The 16,259-nt window shown below is 61.9% G+C and carries 16 protein-coding genes and 2 tRNA genes; 10 read left to right on the top strand and 8 right to left on the bottom strand.

Annotated features, from left to right (window positions below; all coding sequences use genetic code 11):
• The first annotated feature begins 107 nt into the window (after positions 1-107).
• The 5 genes from BUS12_RS26985 to BUS12_RS26965 all read left to right on the top strand — a co-directional run bounded on the left by BUS12_RS26985 (position 108) and on the right by BUS12_RS26965 (position 5,032).
• Positions 108-1,031: a YicC/YloC family endoribonuclease gene (locus BUS12_RS26985; RefSeq protein WP_074301729.1), complete on the top strand. Its 924-nt coding sequence runs from the start codon at positions 108-110 to the stop codon at positions 1,029-1,031.
• A gap of 30 nt (positions 1,032-1,061) precedes the next feature.
• Positions 1,062-1,742: a guanylate kinase gene (gene gmk, locus BUS12_RS26980; protein ID WP_074300448.1), complete on the top strand. Its 681-nt coding sequence runs from the start codon at positions 1,062-1,064 to the stop codon at positions 1,740-1,742.
• A 60-nt stretch (positions 1,743-1,802) separates the two neighbouring features.
• Complete coding sequence (gene rpoZ / locus BUS12_RS26975) at positions 1,803-2,006, top strand: DNA-directed RNA polymerase subunit omega (RefSeq protein ID WP_031359151.1); 204 nt, start codon at positions 1,803-1,805, stop codon at positions 2,004-2,006.
• A gap of 81 nt (positions 2,007-2,087) precedes the next feature.
• On the top strand, positions 2,088-4,460 hold the full coding sequence (locus tag BUS12_RS26970; RefSeq protein WP_074300447.1) for a RelA/SpoT family protein: 2,373 nt from the start codon (positions 2,088-2,090) through the stop codon (positions 4,458-4,460).
• An 83-nt stretch (positions 4,461-4,543) separates the two neighbouring features.
• Positions 4,544-5,032 (top strand): phage protein NinX family protein, encoded by a 489-nt coding sequence (locus BUS12_RS26965; protein WP_074300446.1) that lies wholly within the window; start codon positions 4,544-4,546, stop codon positions 5,030-5,032.
• Positions 5,033-5,110: 78 nt separating this feature from the next.
• Here the strand turns inward: BUS12_RS26965 and BUS12_RS26960 are convergent.
• Together BUS12_RS26960 and BUS12_RS26955 are read right to left on the bottom strand one after the other, a co-directional pair.
• A tRNA-Arg gene (locus BUS12_RS26960) sits at positions 5,111-5,187 on the bottom strand.
• Positions 5,188-5,272: 85 nt separating this feature from the next.
• A tRNA-Arg gene (locus BUS12_RS26955) sits at positions 5,273-5,349 on the bottom strand.
• Between the two features lie 119 nt (positions 5,350-5,468).
• On the opposite strand from BUS12_RS26955, the gene greB reads away from it, so the two are divergent.
• Positions 5,469-6,038: a transcription elongation factor GreB gene (gene greB / locus BUS12_RS26950; RefSeq protein ID WP_074300445.1), complete on the top strand. Its 570-nt coding sequence runs from the start codon at positions 5,469-5,471 to the stop codon at positions 6,036-6,038.
• A 117-nt stretch (positions 6,039-6,155) separates the two neighbouring features.
• On the opposite strand, the gene BUS12_RS26945 is transcribed toward greB, so the two are convergent.
• Together BUS12_RS26945 and BUS12_RS26940 are read right to left on the bottom strand one after the other, a co-directional pair.
• The gene (locus BUS12_RS26945; protein WP_074300444.1) at positions 6,156-7,307 is read right to left on the bottom strand and encodes a porin; all 1,152 of its coding nucleotides are present in this window, start codon (positions 7,305-7,307) and stop codon (positions 6,156-6,158) included.
• A 542-nt stretch (positions 7,308-7,849) separates the two neighbouring features.
• Positions 7,850-8,098 carry a hypothetical protein gene (locus BUS12_RS26940; protein ID WP_074301728.1) on the bottom strand — a complete coding sequence of 83 codons (249 nt, stop codon included), beginning with the start codon at positions 8,096-8,098 and terminating at the stop codon, positions 7,850-7,852.
• Positions 8,099-8,512: 414 nt separating this feature from the next.
• On the opposite strand from BUS12_RS26940, the gene BUS12_RS26935 reads away from it, so the two are divergent.
• Both BUS12_RS26935 and BUS12_RS26930 read left to right on the top strand, forming a co-directional pair.
• Entirely contained in the window at positions 8,513-8,716 is a 204-nt protein-coding gene (locus tag BUS12_RS26935) for a cold-shock protein (RefSeq protein ID WP_074300443.1), read from the top strand.
• A gap of 427 nt (positions 8,717-9,143) precedes the next feature.
• Positions 9,144-10,301, top strand: coding sequence for an exonuclease domain-containing protein (locus BUS12_RS26930; RefSeq protein ID WP_074300442.1), 1,158 nt, complete (start codon positions 9,144-9,146; stop codon positions 10,299-10,301).
• Between the two features lie 14 nt (positions 10,302-10,315).
• Here BUS12_RS26930 and BUS12_RS26925 read toward each other — a convergent pair whose 3' ends face one another.
• The 3 genes from BUS12_RS26925 to BUS12_RS26920 all read right to left on the bottom strand — a co-directional run bounded on the left by BUS12_RS26925 (position 10,316) and on the right by BUS12_RS26920 (position 13,230).
• Positions 10,316-10,912, bottom strand: coding sequence for a chorismate mutase (locus tag BUS12_RS26925; RefSeq protein ID WP_074300441.1), 597 nt, complete (start codon positions 10,910-10,912; stop codon positions 10,316-10,318).
• Between the two features lie 232 nt (positions 10,913-11,144).
• The gene (locus tag BUS12_RS38965; protein WP_171991723.1) at positions 11,145-11,294 is read right to left on the bottom strand and encodes a hypothetical protein; all 150 of its coding nucleotides are present in this window, start codon (positions 11,292-11,294) and stop codon (positions 11,145-11,147) included.
• 811 nt (positions 11,295-12,105) lie between these two features.
• Positions 12,106-13,230 (bottom strand): aldo/keto reductase, encoded by a 1,125-nt coding sequence (locus BUS12_RS26920; protein ID WP_074300440.1) that lies wholly within the window; start codon positions 13,228-13,230, stop codon positions 12,106-12,108.
• Positions 13,231-13,348: 118 nt separating this feature from the next.
• Here BUS12_RS26920 and BUS12_RS26915 point away from each other — a divergent pair, with 118 nt between their 5' ends.
• Together BUS12_RS26915 and BUS12_RS26910 are read left to right on the top strand one after the other, a co-directional pair.
• Positions 13,349-14,275 carry a LysR family transcriptional regulator gene (locus tag BUS12_RS26915; protein WP_074300439.1) on the top strand — a complete coding sequence of 309 codons (927 nt, stop codon included), beginning with the start codon at positions 13,349-13,351 and terminating at the stop codon, positions 14,273-14,275.
• A 125-nt stretch (positions 14,276-14,400) separates the two neighbouring features.
• A complete protein-coding gene (locus BUS12_RS26910; RefSeq protein ID WP_074300438.1) occupies positions 14,401-15,612 on the top strand; it encodes an MFS transporter in 1,212 nt (403 codons plus the stop codon).
• Positions 15,613-15,651: 39 nt separating this feature from the next.
• Here the strand turns inward: BUS12_RS26910 and BUS12_RS26905 are convergent, their stop codons facing one another.
• Positions 15,652-16,245: a TetR/AcrR family transcriptional regulator gene (locus BUS12_RS26905; protein WP_074300437.1), complete on the bottom strand. Its 594-nt coding sequence runs from the start codon at positions 16,243-16,245 to the stop codon at positions 15,652-15,654.
• Positions 16,246-16,259: the final 14 nt, after the last annotated feature.

Raw genomic sequence — 16,259 nt, 5'->3', positions numbered from 1 at the left:
CAAAAATGGGATAATGCGGCTTCCCCGCCCCGCGTCTCGTACACGCCGGGCGATTCGACTCTTCCGGCCAGCCGCTCAACGGCATGGCCTCCATCGCGAGACAAATGATGATCTACAGCATGACTGGCTATGCGAGCGCCACGCGCGAACTCGCAGCGGCCTCAGGCAACGGCGGCGTGAGCGTATCGGTCGAACTGCGCACGGTGAACTCGCGCTTCCTCGATCTGAACTTCCGGATGCCCGAAGACGTGCGGGTCTGCGAGCCGACCTTGCGCGAAATGCTGATGAACAAGCTCTCGCGCGGCAAGGTGGATATCCGTATCAATCTGCAGCGTAGCGAACAGTCGGCTAACGCCGGCGCGATCAATCATGAGGCGCTCGGCCAACTGGCGCTGCTGGAACGCGCGGTTGTGAACGCGTTTCCGGAAGCCGGCCGCCTGCGCACCGGCGAGATCCTGCGCTGGCCGGGCGTGCTGGCCGAGAGCGGCGTGGCCGCGGATCTGTTGCGCGACGCGGTGCTGGCGTGCGGCAAGCAGGCGATTGGCGATCTGATCGACGTGCGCGGCCGCGAAGGCGCCCAACTGGCGACGATGCTGCTCGCCAACGTCACGGAGATGGAAGCGATCGTCGCCAGGATCACGCCGCTGGTGCCGGAACTGATCACCCGGCATCAACAGAAAATTGTCGAGCGTCTGCAGGAAGCGCTCGGCATCGCCGTGCCGGACACGGCGACGACCAGCATCTCGCGCGAGGAAATCGCCGAGCGTATCCGTCAGGAAGTGACGATGTACGGCATCCGCATCGACATCACGGAAGAGCTGTCGCGTCTGACCGCTCACCTGAACGAAACGCGTCACGTGATCGAAAAGGGCGGCAAGGTGGGCAAGCGCCTCGACTTCATGATGCAGGAGCTCAATCGCGAAGCGAACACGCTCGGCTCGAAGGCGGCCGCGAAGGAACTGGCGGATTCGTCGATGACCCTGAAGCTGCTCATCGAACAGATGCGCGAGCAGGTACAAAATCTGGAGTAATCTTCGAGCCACTCTCGGACAACGATTGCAATGACCGACCACACACGCGAAAGCAGCGCACCGCGCAATCCCTACGCCGGTGCTTATCCCGGCAACCTGTTCATGGTGGTCGCGCCTTCGGGCGCGGGCAAGTCGACGCTCGTCAACGCGCTGCTCGCGCGCGACGAGGCGATCCGCCTGTCGATCTCCTACACGACGCGCCCACCGCGTCCGAAGGAGAAGGACGGCGAGCATTACCACTTCACGACTGTCGACGATTTCCTGAAGCGCCACGCCGAGGGCGAGTTCCTCGAAAGCGCCGAGGTGCATGGCAACTACTATGCGACCTCGCGTCTGTGGATCGAAGAGCAGATGAAAAGCGGCCATGACGTCCTGCTCGAAATCGACTGGCAGGGCGCGCAACAGGTCAAAAAGCAGTTTCGCAATGCAGTCGAAATTTTCATTCTGCCGCCCTCGCTCGAAGCGCTCGCAGAGCGTTTGAAAAAGCGCGGCCAGGACGAACCGAACGTGATCACGCGGCGCCTGCTGGCGGCCGGTAGCGAGATCGCACACTCGGCTGAAGCGGAGTACGTGGTGATCAACGAGAACTTCGACCGCGCACTCGCGGAGCTGCAGTGTCTGGTTGCTTCGACGCGCTTGCGCTTCGCCTCCCAATACGCACGCCACACGGACCTTTTTGTGCAGCTTGGCATCCACCTTCCGCACGCGTGATCGCGGCGAGGTACCGAGCACATAAGGTAGAATAAGCAACATACTGAGAAGGAACCCAACATGGCCCGCATTACCGTCGAAGACTGTCTGAAAATGATCCCGAATCGTTTCGAACTGGCACTTGCCGCAACTTATCGCGCACGCCAGCTCGCACAAGGGCACACACCGAAGATCGAAAGCCGCGACAAGCCCACCGTTGTCGCGCTGCGTGAAATCGCGGCAGGCCAGGTTGGCGTCGAAATGCTGAAGAAGGTACCGGTCTAAGGTACGCTTCATCCGTATTCGATTGCCATGTAATTCAACACACGCGTGCAGACCGGCGCCCAACCCGATACGGAGGCGAATATGAGCACCAACCCCTCGCCCCCCGTCACGGAAGTGGAGCACGAAGCCCACGAGGGCGACTCACCGGCTTCTGCACGCAAGTACATCGACGCGGTCCTCGAACAGTCGTTTCGCCATCTGTTCGGGCCGACCGCTACGCCGGAGCAGCCGCGCCGGCACGACGTCGTTTCGATCGCCAAGCTGACCACCACCTTGTCCGGCTATCTGTCGCCGGAAGAGATCAAGGACGTCAAGGCGGCCTTCCACTTCAGCGACGAGGCCCACCTCGGCCAGTATCGCCAGAGCGGCGAACCCTACATCACGCACCCGGTTGCTGTCGCGGAGACCTGCGCCAGCTGGAAGCTCGACGCCCAGTCGATCATGGCGGCGCTGCTGCATGACGTGATGGAAGACCAGGGCGTGACCAAGGCCGAACTCGCCGAGCGCTTCGGCGCGAAGGTCGCGGAACTGGTCGACGGCCTGTCGAAACTGGACAAGATGGAGTTTCGCAATCGCGAGGAGGCGCAGGCGGAGAATTTCCGCAAGATGCTGCTCGCGATGGCGCGCGACGTGCGGGTGATTCTCGTCAAGCTGGCCGACCGGCTGCACAACATGCGCACCCTCGGTGCGGTGCCGCCGGAAAAGCGCCGCCGCGTGGCACGCGAAACGCTGGATATCTACGCGCCGATCGCTCACCGGCTCGGTCTGAACAATACCTACCGCGAGCTGCAGGACCTGAGCTTCGCGAACTTCAACCCGCATCGCTACGCCACGCTCGAAAAAGCCGTCAAGGCGGCGCGCGGCAACCGGCGGGAAGTGGTCGGCAAGATTCTGGAGTCGGTGCAGCGCGCCATTGCGGACGCGAAGCTCGACGCCGAAGTCACCGGCCGCGAGAAAACCATCTTCAGCATCTACAAGAAGATGCGCGACAAGCAGTTGTCGTTCTCGCAGGTGCTCGACGTGTACGGGTTCCGCGTGGTCGTCGAGAGCGCGCTGGAGTGCTACACCTGCATCGGCGCACTGCATGCGCTCTATAAGCCGGTGCCGGGCAAGTTCAAGGACTACATCGCCATCCCGAAGGTGAACGGCTACCAGTCGCTGCATACCACGCTGGTGGGTCCGTTCGGCGCACCCATCGAGTTTCAGGTGCGCACGCGCAAGATGCACGAGATCGCCGAAGCGGGCGTCGCGGCGCACTGGCTGTACAAGAACGGCGGCGCCGACCTGAACGACGTGCAAAAGCGCGCGCATCAGTGGCTGAAGTCGCTGCTCGATATTCAGAGCGAAGCGGGCGATTCGAGCGAATTCCTCGAGCACGTCAAGATCGATCTGTTCCCGGACGCGGTCTACGTGTTCACGCCGAAGTCGAAGATCATGGCGTTGCCGCGCGGCGCGACCGCGCTCGACTTCGCGTATTCGATCCACAGCGACCTGGGCAACCAGTGCGTCGCGGTGAAGATCAACAATGAATTGCTGCCGCTGCGCACCGAGCTGAAGAGCGGCGATATCGTGGAAGTGATCACGGCACCGTATTCGAAGCCGAATCCGGCCTGGCTCGGTTTTGTGCGAAGCGGCAAAGCGCGTTCGGCCATTCGTCATTATCTGAAGACGATGCGCCTGAACGAGTCGGTGCAGTTGGGCGAACGGCTGGTCGACCAGGCGCTGAAGGGCTACGACCTCGCGCTGTCGGATGTGACGCCGGAAGCGTGGGAAAAGCTCGTGCAGTGGACCGGTAACAAGAGCCGCCAGGAGATTTTCGCGGACATCGGCCTCGGCCGGCGCGTGGCAGCGGTGATGGCCAAGCGCATCGAGGTGCTGATGAGCGGCCGCGACGCCGACGACGACAGCCCGCGCTCCGAATCCGGCCACACCTCGCATGCGCCGCCGGTGGTGATCACCGGCACGGAAGGCATGTCCGTCCAGCTATCGGCCTGCTGCCGGCCGATTCCGGGCGACGACATCATGGGCTATATCGGCATCGGTCTCGGCATGGCCATCCATACCACCGACTGCCGCGTCGCCCAGCGCATCCACAAGCGCGACCCAGGCCGCTGGATCGACGTGGCATGGGCGCCGCAGCCCGGACGTCTGTTCGACGTCGCGGTGAAGGTGCTCGTTAAGAATACCAAGGGCGTCTTCGCCCGCGTGGCGGCGGATATTACTTCCGCCGACGCGAACATCGTCCACATCGCGATGGACGAAGACCTGTCGCAGGAATCCACCGTTTTGCGCTTCGTGATTCAGGTCAGCGACCGGGTGCATCTTGCCAATGTGATGCGCCGCGTCAGGACCAATCCGGACGTGATGCGCATCGCGCGCGAACGGCCAAGCGAGGAAGGGCATCACCGTCATGACGGCGGGATGCGTATCGATCGCGAACGGGCCGATTACTGACCGGGCACCGCCCGCGCGCCGCGGCGCAAGTCTGAACACTCACATCGGATTCGAGTCTCACCCTGTTCTTAAGGGGACATGCGATGAACGTAGCTGACCTGGCCGGCGCGGCGCTCGATTATTGGGTGGCTCGCAGCCTGCACGACTTCGTGCGCGAAATTCACTTTACCGACAGCGGAGAGACCGTCTCGATTCGAGGCGAGGATCGCGGACGTCCGTGGGATGGACGCTTCACGCCGTCCACGTCGTGGGAGGCGGCGGCGGTCGTGCTGGAGCGCGCACAGCGGCTGGAGGTGCGCGAGCACGGGAGCCGTCAGCAGGCGTACTGCATCGCGGACTTCGAAGGCGGTCACAGGACGGCAGAGGGGCGCGGCGAGACGCTGCGTATCGCGCTACTGCGCGCATTTGTGGCGAGCCGTTTCGGCGACGCTGTGGATGACGTGCTGCAGCAGTCTCAGGCGCTCGCAGGCCTGAGTGCGGCGCTTATCGGCGAAGAAACCCGGGATCTCTCTGTCGAAGACATACCGGTGCCCGATGGGCAGATCGGCGACATTCAGTCTGCACCCCGGTAACGTGTTCGTCCCTGCGGGGTGTCGTAATCCGTCGAACCAAAGACAAAGGGCCTTCCATCTGGAAGGCCCTTTATAAGGTGGTGCGGCTGGCAGGATTCGAACCCACGACCCCTTGGTTCGTAGCCAAGTACTCTATCCAACTGAGCTACAGCCGCACGCTAAAACGGGTACAACGCCGGTATCACAACAACCCCGGGGTGAAACAGAAGGGCCTCCCCGGAGGGAGGCCCTCGAAATAAGTGGTGCGGCTGGCAGGATTCGAACCCACGACCCCTTGGTTCGTAGCCAAGTACTCTATCCAACTGAGCTACAGCCGCACGCAGAAACGGGATTATAGCAAAGCTTCAAAAAAAGGGAAGCCTCAAACTACGATTTGTCTCATTGTCTCGATCGTGTAACCTTGATAGGCAGGGTTTGCTGCAGTCTATGGAAGATCATGAACAAGGCCTTTGTCAAAGAGTCGAGTGAAGAAAATGACGACGACCTCGACGTCGCGCAACCTGCGATTCCCGCAGGTGCGAAGAACTACATTACGCCTGCCGGCTACCGCCGGCTGCGCGATGAATTGCTGCATCTGATCGACGAGGAGCGCCCGGAGGTCGTGAAGCTGGTGTCGTGGGCGGCCTCGAACGGCGACCGTTCGGAAAACGGCGATTACATCTACGGAAAGCGGCGTCTGCGCGAAATCGACCGGCGCATCCGCTTCCTGACCAAACGCCTCGATCTCGCGGAGATCGTGGACAGCAGCAAGCAGGAAAACGTCGATCAGGTGTTCTTCGGCGCTACCGTCGACTACGAGACACAGGACGGCGAGACGCACACGGTGACGATTGTCGGCGTCGACGAGGTCGACCTGGACCACGGCCGGGTGAGCTGGATCTCGCCCGTTGCACGGGCGCTGGTGAAGGCGAGGATCGGCGACCAGGTGACGCTGCATACGCCGGCGGGCCCTGAACCGATCGATGTGGTCGACGTCCATTATCCGCCGCCGGATACGGGCGGCTGATCGGTCCCAAGGCGCGGACACGGACAGGGCGCCCACCACGGGATCGCTTGCGCCTATCTGAGAACGAAAAAAAGGCGCCGCAAGCGGCGCCTTTCGATACTGCTACAACCTGATGCTTTAGAAGCGGTGGCGCAGGCCAGCCGTCACAGCGACTTGGTTGTTGTTGCCCGAAGCTGCCAGGCTGTTGATGTCTGCCTTCAGGCCCGAGCCGTCCTGGCTGACGTGTTGGTATTCGCCTTGCAGGTACACGTCCGTACGCTTCGACAGCGCGTACGCGGTTTGCAGGCTGAACTGGTTCCACTTCGGGTTCGTGCCTTCGATGCTCGATTGCGTGTACGTGTACGCACCAGCAACGCTGATAGCCGGCGTGATCTGGTAACGGCCGTTCAGTTCGAAGTTCTGGAAGTGACCGCTCGTTACGTTTGCGAACTGCACACCCGTCGTAGCAATGCCCGAAGCGCCCGAGCTGATGCCAGCGAAGTTGTTGAGGTTCGTTTGCGTGTACACGAAGCCTGCCGTTGCCGGGCCGAACGTGTAGTTCAGGCCAGCACCGAACGTGCGCTGACGACCAGCCAGCAGCGTGTTGTCGCCGCTGACCGCGCCGCTCGAGTTCGTGCTCGCGCCCAGTGCGCCGACGCTGTTGTTCAGTTGCAGGTATGCAGCTGCAACGTTCAGGCCACCGTAGTTGTACGACGCGCCCACGCTGTATGCGCGGTTGTTCGAGAACTCGCCTGCGTCGTTCGAGAAGCCATACAGGCCGCCAAACTTGAAGCCGCTGTAGTTTGCGCTCTGGAACTTGATCGAGTTGTTAACGCGGAACGAGTTGTCCAGGTTGTCGTTGTCGAACGGGTGAGCGAACTGCGTGCCGCCGTATTGCGTGCCGGTCAGTGCCAACGGGCCCAGGTAGTCAACAGCGCTGTCGTACTGGCGACCGAGGGTCACTGCGCCGAATTGGTCGCTTGCCAGACCGACGAACGCTTGACGGCCGAATTCACGGCTGTTTTGGCCGAGGTTGCCGTTAGCGATGTTGAAGCCGTTTTCCAACGTGAAGATTGCCTTCAGACCGCCACCGAGGTCTTCCGAACCACGCAGGCCCCAACGGCTACCGTTGACCGAGCCGCTCGTTTCTTGCCAGTTCGAGTGACCGCCTTGGTTGTTCGTGTAGGTGATGCCGGCATCGATCAGGCCGTACAGCGTGACGCTGCTTTGTGCGTGCGCTGCAGTAGCAAAAACGCCCGTCAGGGCCGCGACCATGAGTGTCTTTTTCATCTTTGTAACTCCGAGAACAGGATGGGTTTCTGGAAACCCAGGCTTCAAGGAAACGTCACGCTTACGCTGCGAGAGGCGATGTGATCTGCGTGAAAACGCGCGGTACATCCAGCGCGCTTGTTTCCGGACAGGCAGAGTGTAGGGATGCGGTCGGCCAGCTGACATTCCGATTTGCGCAATAAAGTATTACTTGACGCGCAATTATTGGCGATGCCTGTTGAGGCCTTGCTGGAAAAGGCTTTGCGGGGATAGAAGGGGGTGAGGGCGGCGGTGTCAACCGTGGCGCGTTGTTCAATTGCTACATGAAACGATGTAAAAAAACAACGCCAAAACGATGAAAAATCGACATTGTTGTCGTATCCGCAATAGATGATTGCCGATTGCGCCTCAAATCATCAGATGCTTCCGCTATATACTTAAGTCTCTGCTTTCCGAAGCAGACTTTTTCGTTGACGAAAAAGATCTCCAAACCTTTGTCGGCGCGACTTCCCAGTCGCGCTTTTTTTTGCCCTTCGTTTGCCCATCATTCCGGCGGGTTCTTTTTAGCGAATCTGGGCGGCCAGTCCGGCTGTCTCGAAATCAGTGTCCGTTACGACGCTCCAATCTTCCATTACATAGTGGCGTGCGTCCATTGGGGAAGACAGCAGGTTTTGCCAGTGATCGCCGTGCCACATGGGATCGAAGTCGAACGCCGAACTGGTTGTGGCCGCCGGCGTTGTCGTGTCCACGGGTGCCTTGTGGATCGCGCGGCCAAGCCATGCGGCGAGGCGACGGTATTCGTTCAGTAGCATGCCAATCTCCCGATACCAACTGCGCATGTCCATCATGAGCGGGGCCTATTACTCGAGCAACCCGGACAAACACTTACGAATGTCATGGTTTGTTACACATAGCGGGAAAAATTCCCGGTGATATGCGTAATGAGGATTTAATCGAGTAAAAACGACGTATCGCTTATTCGGTTGTTACTTAACAGGTGGTTGGCTATTGCGCCAGATCAGGTGTTATTCCGTTATGTTTTAACCTGATAAGCGCCGATTAAAAATTCTCTTGACGGCCGATCTTTCTTCCCCGTATAACGGCAATGCTGAATTTTCGATTGGCAAACGTGATAGCGTATCGTTGCCACGTACCTGTATCAGGGCGCATCGTAATCGGCTGAGGGCATTGCCCGTCTTAAATCAAATCTCGAGGGAAACTGGAATATGGAAACCGGTATCGTAAAATGGTTCAACGATGCTAAGGGCTTTGGCTTCATCACATCGGACTCCGGCGGTGACGACCTGTTTGCTCACTTCTCGGAAATTCGCAGCGAAGGTTTCAAGTCGCTCAAGGAAAACCAGCGCGTTTCCTTCGAAGTGAAGACCGGCCCGAAGGGCAAGCAGGCGGCAAACATCCAGCCCCTGTAAGTCGTGCGGACCATGCAGTCGCATGCACTGCATCGTGGAACGAAGAAAGCCCTCGCATTGCCGGGGGCTTTTTTTATGGGCCAAAGCATTGGTGCCGGTCTTTTCGGGAACATGTTCTGGCGAGCGTCGTCATGGCATGTCGGAATCCGGTTAAAAAGGTCGCCGTTTTGTTTATATAACGTGCTTAAGTTATATTGCGCCGTTTCACGCTAGTTACCCAGGGTTTTCGAGTATAAAAAACACCCGGCTCTCCCGCATGCCGGTCATAAAAATATAATCCCGCGTGGGCGACTGCGGCTTCCAATCACAAAGAGCAATGACCGCGGACTGTTCGCGTGTGGCGTTAAAGCGGCCATGCCGCCTGCGTGTCCGGACGCCAACTGGTGCATACTTGCCGCAAGCTACGCATCGAAACCTATCCGTCCCCATGTCTGAACAGTTTTTGCAGAACCCCGCGATCGATATGCCGATCGCATTTGTCGATCTCGAGACCACAGGCGGTTCGACCGGCGAGCATCGCATCACCGAAGTCGGCGTCGTCGAAGTGGGGCCCGAGGGTGTGTCCCGCTGGAGTACGCTGGTCGACCCGCAACAGGCCATTCCGCCGTTTATCCAGCAATTGACCGGCATCACCGATGCCATGGTGCGCGGCGCCCCCACCTTCGATGCCGTCGCGCCCGGCCTTTTCGAGCGTCTGGACGGCAAGCTGTTTATTGCCCATAACGCAAGTTTCGATCGCGGCTTTCTGCGCAGTGAGTTTCGTCGCGCGGGCTTCGCGTTCAACCCGGATGTGCTGTGCACGGTGCGTCTGTCGCGCGCGCTGTTTCCGGCGGAAAAGCGCCATGGACTCGACGCGCTGGTGGAGCGTCACGCGCTGGTGCCGTCCGACCGCCACCGTGCTCTCGCCGACGCCGATCTGCTGTGGCAGTTCTGGCAGCGTCTGCATGGCCTCGTCCCGCTCGAGGTGCTGCAGGCGCAGATCGAGCGCACGCTTAGGCGTTACCGGCTGGCCGGCGAGATCACGGAAGACCTGCTCGACACGGCGCCCGCCGGCTGCGGCATCTATGCGTTCTTCGGGGAGGAGGATGTGCCGCTTTACGTCGGCCGTAGTGTGCGGGTCCGGCAGCGTCTGCGCTCGCACCTGACCGGCGAGCGCCGTTCGTCGAAAGACCTGCGGCTCGCGCAACAGGTGCGGCGTGTCGAATGGCTCGCAACCGGCGGCGAACTGGGCGCCATGCTGGCGGAAGCGCAATGGATCGCGACGCTGCGCCCGGGGCAAAACCGTTTGCCGCGGGGGGCGAAGAGCGACCCTGTCGATGCCCCCTGGCCGTTCGACGGTCCCATTGTCTTCGAAGAGCGCGACGCGGAATTGCAGGCGCGCGCCTTTCACGTGGTGGACCGTTGGCGTTACGTCGGGCATGCCCCGACGCTTGCCGAGGCGGCGAGCTTGCATGCAACGAGCGTCACCGGGACCGGTACCTTCGAACTCTCTACCTACCGGATTCTGCAAAGCCATCTGGCGCGTGGCTTACGGGTCATGCCGCTGGGCGTTTCCGTCGTCGCGGCCGCGGCGAGCGTCGCCTAAGCGGTATAGCCGATCTAGCCGGTCGCGCCGACTCCGCCCGTTTCGCACACGTGACCGAGCGCATGGGTGAGGGCACCGGAGCGCGCGGAGTCATAGCGCGTCAACGTCTTCCAGTTTGCAATCCCCTGCGCGACGCGCGACGGACAGTCCGCCGCCGCGCGCAGCGTTTGCACGCGCGCGAGCCCGGCGATCATCGATTGGGTGAGCTGATCGAGCTGCGGCCGGGTGCTGGTGGCGAGGTCGGGCGGCGCGCCTTCGGGCGGCCGGGTGCTGCGCCAGGTGGCGAACAGGGCGTTTTGCACTTCCTTGCTGGCGTCGATCTGGTCCTGGAAGAAGGCACGGGCGAACGCCGGATCGACCTGCGCGGCCGCGGCGCGTTTGGCGACGTCGGCGAGCAAGGCGGCTTCACGCGGCGTGTCGGTGATGTCCTGATGGTTGGCCCATTTCCAGCGCGCGACCGGCTCGGCCAGCGCGAGCCGTTGCGAGACGAGCGAGATCAGGTTGGTCAGGGCGGTGTCGTCGCTGTCTGCGTGAGCGGGTGTCGGCGTGAGAGCCAATGCGGCACACCACGCAAGCGCGCCCAGCACGCCACTACGATACAAACGGTTCATGAAGGAAGAGCGACCGAACGGTCGAAGCGGAAAAGCCTGAAGAATAAACGATGCGAAGGGGAAGCGGCGCGGATGCGGTGACGAGACGCACGACGATCACGCGCTGTGAGGCGAACCTCAGCGCGTACGATCGGCTAGCGCGACCCGTTGCGACCTGCGTAGCACGCGCGCAGCGGGCCACCGGCGACGCACAGCGTGCGACTCCCCGATGTTGCAGCGCGCCAGCTGACTGTTACTTCTGCTCGCACGACTTGCGTTGTTCGTCGAAGAACGCGCGAACATGCTCAGGCAGTTCGGCGCCCAGGAACTCAACGCCAGCGGGTTCCGGATCCGGACTGAAAACTTTATCCGGGGTCGGAATCTTGGGCGGTTTGGCATCCATGATATTTCTCCTGTACGGACCGATTATCAGCCTCGGTCCCCGTTTTGCACCAGTGCTGCAAACCCATAACGCCGCATTTCATTCGCCATTTGTTGCTTTAACGGCACAGCGTCACTTTGCTTGAATTCGTTTGAATAAAATTTAACGGTTGCCCTGCATTTGCGAACGGTCGCACTGATTCGCTCGGATCGTCGGTGCGGTGTCCGCCGCGCGCGCCACCACGTGTAGCGCACGGTCTTGCGGCAGCGTGTTGTGCATAGTCTCGACCCCGCTCGCTAGTCCAACCTGAAACCTGCAACGGCTCGCTACCGGTGCTTCGTCGTCGTGCGTGCCCGATGTGCGCCAAATACGTTTCGCCCTGCAAATGCAGCGCTAAAATGGTGCGTTGCAGCGTACCGACATCCTTTGCGCGTGGACATGCCGTACAGGTCATGGTGCTTCGCGCAGCCTTCACTGCGGCGCGCGTTGCGTCCAGACATGCCGGGCTCCCCAGTCACGTCGGCCGATTGTCAGGAGCGTTAAGCAATCCATTCGCTGCACTGCACACAGGACACAATGTGATCCGAAACGTATAGGCTCCGTTCGCTGCCCAATTCAAATGCGTCGAATTGCCCCGCATTTTTTGGTTAACGACGAATTAGCGCATTCCGTTGACGCGTCTGACGTTCTTTTACGTATGTCTATGAAAAGAAGAATGCACGCCGCATTCCGATTGAAAGCGGCGTGCAATTGTCGGAAGGTTGTAAACGGTTTCAGGAATTAGCCTGACGAATTAACGCGGAACAATCTGTCAGCCGATCTACCGCGCGCGTCAGGAAGCAGCAGGTCGCGGAGCGGGCACGCGTACCGGCCGGTCGAATGCCGCGGGCTTGTCGGTCACCTCGACCTGACCGTGGATGCGCGCCTGATGACCGTCGGCGAACATGTAATACGGAAACGGCCGGGAGGGCTCCGACACCGCATCGAGTCGTGCGATCAACGCCGGCTCGAGCGTGAACTCCAGTGACCCGAGCGATTCCTGCAATTGCTCCGGTTTGGTGGCGCCGACGATGATGCTCGACACGCCGCGCTTCTGGTGCAGCCAGTTCAGCGCAACCTGCGCCATTGGCCGGCCCGCTTCGCGTGCAACGGCCTCCAGTTCGGCGACGATGCGGAAGTTGCGCTCGGTCAGTTTGTCGAAGCCGGGCGGGGGACTGCCCGCGAGGCTTGCCAGCCGGCCGTCACCCGATACGCCGCGGCTCGCGCCGTCCTGCGACGGACGATACTTGCCCGACAGCACGCCCATCCCGAGCGGACTCCACGGCACGAGCCCCATGCCGAGACTGGCGGCGAGGTCGGCAAACTCATTCTCGGCATTGCGCTCGATCATCGAGTATTCGAGCTGCATGGCCGCCACCGGCTCGAAGCCGCGCCAGTCGGCGAGCGTCTGGGCGCGTCCGGCGAACCACGCGGGCGTATCCGACAGGCCGACGTAGCGGATCTTGCCCGCCCGCACTGCGTCGTCCATCGCGCGCATGACTTCGTCGACGGGCGTGACGCGATCCCACGTGTGCAGGTAGTACAGGTCGATGTAGTCGGTGCCGAGGCGTTTGAGCGAGCCCTCCAGCGCGCGCAGCAGATTCTTGCGATGGTTGCCGCCGGCATTCGGATTCCCGCTCCCGGCGTTGTAGCCGTATTTGGTCGCGATCACCAGGCGGTCCCGCAGGCCGCGCGCCGCGACGAACTTGCCCAGCCATGTTTCGCTGGTGCCTTCGGTGTAGAGGTCGGCGGTGTCGATGAAGTTGCCGCCCGCATCCACATAGAGATCGAACAGGCGCTGCGCCGACTGCTCCTGCGCGCCCCAGCCCCACTCGGTGCCGAAGGTCATCGTGCCGAGCGAGATAGGGCTGACGCGCAGGCCGGAACGGCCGAGCAGGGTGTAGTGATTCATGGTCATGGCGGGTGTCCTCCAGAACACGTGGGTCGATGGAGCTATCCTGCGCCGATTCTTTGCTTGGAAAAATAGCGGTTGTCTGGAAGGATTATGAAGTCGTGCTTCACAATGGAAACGACGTATGGATCCCGCTCAATTACCGGCATTGATGGCATTTGCCGCCGTAGCGCGGCACGGCAGCTTCACGCGTGCGGCGGGCGAGTCGGGCGTCTCGGCGTCGGCGTTGTCCCAGTCGGTGCGCACGCTGGAAACGCAGCTCAAGGTGCGCCTGTTCAACCGGACCACCCGCCGCGTCGCCCTCACCGAGGCGGGCATGCAGTTTCTGGAGCGCGTGCGGCCCGCGCTCGCGGCCCTCGAGTCCGCGTTCGACGCGCTCGACGAAACCCGCGATCATCCGGCCGGCACCTTGCGCATCAACCTCGCGCGCGTGGCGAGCGAACTGCTGGTCGCGCCGCATCTGGGCGAGTTCGCTCGCCTGTATCCGCATATCAGCCTGGAGATGTCGCTCGACGACGGTCTCGCGGACCTGGTCGGCGAAGGCTTCGATGCCGGGATCCGGCTGGGCGAGCGGCTCGCGCAGGACATGGTGGCGATTCCTCTGGGCGGCGAGATCCGCATTGTGGTGGCCGGCTCGCCGGCTTATTTCGAGCGCTATCCCCAGCCGCAGACGCCCGACGATCTGTCCGCGCACGATTGTTTGCGCTACCGCTTCTCGACCAGCGGCGGGATTTACCGCTGGGAGTTTGCGGCGCAGGGCGATCCGTCGCGGGTGTTCGAGGCGGACACGCACGGCAGCTTCGTGACCAACGATTTGCGCACCATGGTGCGCGCCGCGGAGCAGGGTGTCGGATTGCTGCACGTGATGGAAGACTTTGTGCGGGAGCAGCTTGCCGATGGCCGGCTCGTGCCGGTACTCGACGCGTGGTGCCCGAGATTCGCCGGCTTTTATCTGTACACCGCGAGCCGTGCGCAGATGCCGCTCAAGCTGCGCGTGCTGATCGACTTCCTGCAGGGCAAGCTGAACCGGCCTGCGGCGCCAATCCGATGATCCAATCCGCCTGTCTGCCGAGACGCGCCTAAAAAGACTGCTTAAAATCGGTTTGCGCCGGCAGTCGAAACGCTGCACACCGGTTCGCCCACTGAAGTCCCATTTCCTTTGACGACGGACAGCCGATGCGTATTCCTTCATTCGACAGAAAGATCGCCGTCCCGCTCTTCGTCTTGTCCGTCACGCAGATCATCGGCTGGGGCACCGTCGGCTTGCCGGCGATCGTGGGAAGGCAGATGGCCGTCGATCTCCGGATGGATCTTTCGTCGGTGTTCGCCGGCGGCTCCGTGTTCTATGTCGTGATGGGACTGTGGGCGCCGCTTCTGGCCCGCGCGTTCGCCCGATTGGGCGCACGGCGCCTGATGATGGGCGGCACGGTCCTGGCGGCCCTGGGGTTCCTGGTGCTTGCGTCGTCTCGTGGACCGCTCATGTATTTCGCGGCCTGGGTAACACTGGGAACCGCGGGGAGCGCCACGCTCTCGACGGCCGCCTACATCATGCTCAACGAACTGGCCGGAGCGAAGGCGAAACGCGCGATCGGCGGCCTGATGTTGCTCACCGGGCTATCGAGCAGTTTCTTTTGGCCACTGGCATCGCTGCTGTCGAACGCGTTGAGCTGGCAGGGAACCTGCGCGGTCTATGCCGGCATGATGATGCTCGTATCCCTTCCGCTCTACGTGTTCGGACTTCCGGCGAAGACGCCGGGCGCACCTCAACGCGCGCGCAGTCTCCCCGCCGCAGCGGCCCAGGTGCCGGCGCGCCGCAGCACGTTCTACTTCATCGCGGCAGCAATCGCCTTGAATGCGTTCGTCACGTTTGGGTTTAGCGCGATCTTTATCGAATTGCTCAAGGCAGTCGGACTGCCCGCGGTGCAGGCCGTCGCCTTCGGTTCGGCGCTCGGCGTGATTCAGGTCGGCGCGCGAGCGGTGGATTTCCTCGGCGGCGGCAAATGGGATGGCGTTTCCACCGGCATCTTTGCGGGCATTGCGCTTCCTGTGGCGATGGTGCTGCTGATCGTGGGTCACGGGTCGCATTCGGCGGTCGTGGTGTTCGTCGTGGTCTATGGGTTGGGGAGCGGCGCACTTGCCGTTGCGCGCGCAACCATACCGCTGGTGTTCTATGACCAGGCCGAGTACGCGTTGGCTGCGTCGCGCATCGCGCTCCCTCTGAACGTGATTTCAGCCGCTGCGCCGCCGCTGTTTATCGCGCTGTTGATCCGGTTAGGCAGCGACGCCTTGCTGGAGGTTGCGATCTTGTGTTCCGGTACGGCGCTGCTTCTGCTGTTGCTGCTTACGCGCCGTAGACCCGCGCTGGATGGCGCCGCGCCGGCCGCCTGAGGCCCGATGTATGGTGTGACGCGATGCAGGACGAGGGCGTCACTTGCGGGTCTTTTTCGGAATCAGGAGTTGCGCCAGTTCCTGCAGGAACCGTACGGGGCCCTCTGCGTGCAGTGCGCGACCGCTGCTGAGTGCGCCGTCGATGATGGTTCCCAGCCGTAAGGCAAACGTCTCCGGCTCATCGACGCGCAAGGCTCGCCCCAACTCCGCGAGCCGCCGCCGCAGTTCCTGCTTGTGCGCTACCGCGACCTTGCGGGCCGGGTGGCTGTCGTCCGCATATTCCGCGGCGATGTTGATCTGCGGGCAACCGCGATAACCCGGCCGTGCGATACGTTCGCCGATCCATTGAAGTTGCGCGTCCAGTTCCTCGCGCGGCGCGCCCTTGTGCTGTGCGGCGACGCCATCCCAGTGCCGCCAGAAGTCTTCGTCCTCGAGGAGCAGGAAGGCTTCGATCAGATCGTCTTTCGTGCCGAAATGACGATACAGGCTGGTCTTGGCGACACCCGCCCGCTCCACGATCAGGTCGACGCCCACTGCACGCGTGCCCTCGCGATAGAAAAGTTCGCTGGCGGTCCGCAGGATGCGCTCGCGCGTATCCGGTGCGGCTGCGCGCGCTGTTTCTCCCTTCTTCATTCCGCTTCAACCTC

The organism is Paraburkholderia phenazinium, assembly GCF_900142845.1.
Lineage (GTDB): Bacteria > Pseudomonadota > Gammaproteobacteria > Burkholderiales > Burkholderiaceae > Paraburkholderia > Paraburkholderia phenazinium_A.
The sequence above is the reverse complement of the archived record's forward strand: the minus strand, read 5'-3'. Positions and strand labels throughout refer to the sequence as shown.

Excerpts from the sequence above, each read along its gene's own strand:
- BUS12_RS26985 (WP_074301729.1), top strand. The coding sequence starts at position 108 with ATGATCTACAGCATGACTGGCTATGCGAGCGCCACGCGCGAACTCGCA.
- gmk (WP_074300448.1), top strand. The coding sequence starts at position 1,062 with ATGACCGACCACACACGCGAAAGCAGCGCACCGCGCAATCCCTACGCC.
- rpoZ (WP_031359151.1), top strand. The coding sequence starts at position 1,803 with ATGGCCCGCATTACCGTCGAAGACTGTCTGAAAATGATCCCGAATCGT.
- BUS12_RS26970 (WP_074300447.1), top strand. The coding sequence starts at position 2,088 with ATGAGCACCAACCCCTCGCCCCCCGTCACGGAAGTGGAGCACGAAGCC.
- BUS12_RS26965 (WP_074300446.1), top strand. The coding sequence starts at position 4,544 with ATGAACGTAGCTGACCTGGCCGGCGCGGCGCTCGATTATTGGGTGGCT.
- greB (WP_074300445.1), top strand. The coding sequence starts at position 5,469 with ATGAACAAGGCCTTTGTCAAAGAGTCGAGTGAAGAAAATGACGACGAC.
- BUS12_RS26945 (WP_074300444.1), bottom strand. The coding sequence starts at position 7,307 with ATGAAAAAGACACTCATGGTCGCGGCCCTGACGGGCGTTTTTGCTACT.
- BUS12_RS26940 (WP_074301728.1), bottom strand. The coding sequence starts at position 8,098 with ATGCTACTGAACGAATACCGTCGCCTCGCCGCATGGCTTGGCCGCGCG.
- BUS12_RS26935 (WP_074300443.1), top strand. The coding sequence starts at position 8,513 with ATGGAAACCGGTATCGTAAAATGGTTCAACGATGCTAAGGGCTTTGGC.
- BUS12_RS26930 (WP_074300442.1), top strand. The coding sequence starts at position 9,144 with ATGTCTGAACAGTTTTTGCAGAACCCCGCGATCGATATGCCGATCGCA.
- BUS12_RS26925 (WP_074300441.1), bottom strand. The coding sequence starts at position 10,912 with ATGAACCGTTTGTATCGTAGTGGCGTGCTGGGCGCGCTTGCGTGGTGT.
- BUS12_RS38965 (WP_171991723.1), bottom strand. The coding sequence starts at position 11,294 with ATGGATGCCAAACCGCCCAAGATTCCGACCCCGGATAAAGTTTTCAGT.
- BUS12_RS26920 (WP_074300440.1), bottom strand. The coding sequence starts at position 13,230 with ATGACCATGAATCACTACACCCTGCTCGGCCGTTCCGGCCTGCGCGTC.
- BUS12_RS26915 (WP_074300439.1), top strand. The coding sequence starts at position 13,349 with ATGGATCCCGCTCAATTACCGGCATTGATGGCATTTGCCGCCGTAGCG.
- BUS12_RS26910 (WP_074300438.1), top strand. The coding sequence starts at position 14,401 with ATGCGTATTCCTTCATTCGACAGAAAGATCGCCGTCCCGCTCTTCGTC.
- BUS12_RS26905 (WP_074300437.1), bottom strand. The coding sequence starts at position 16,245 with ATGAAGAAGGGAGAAACAGCGCGCGCAGCCGCACCGGATACGCGCGAG.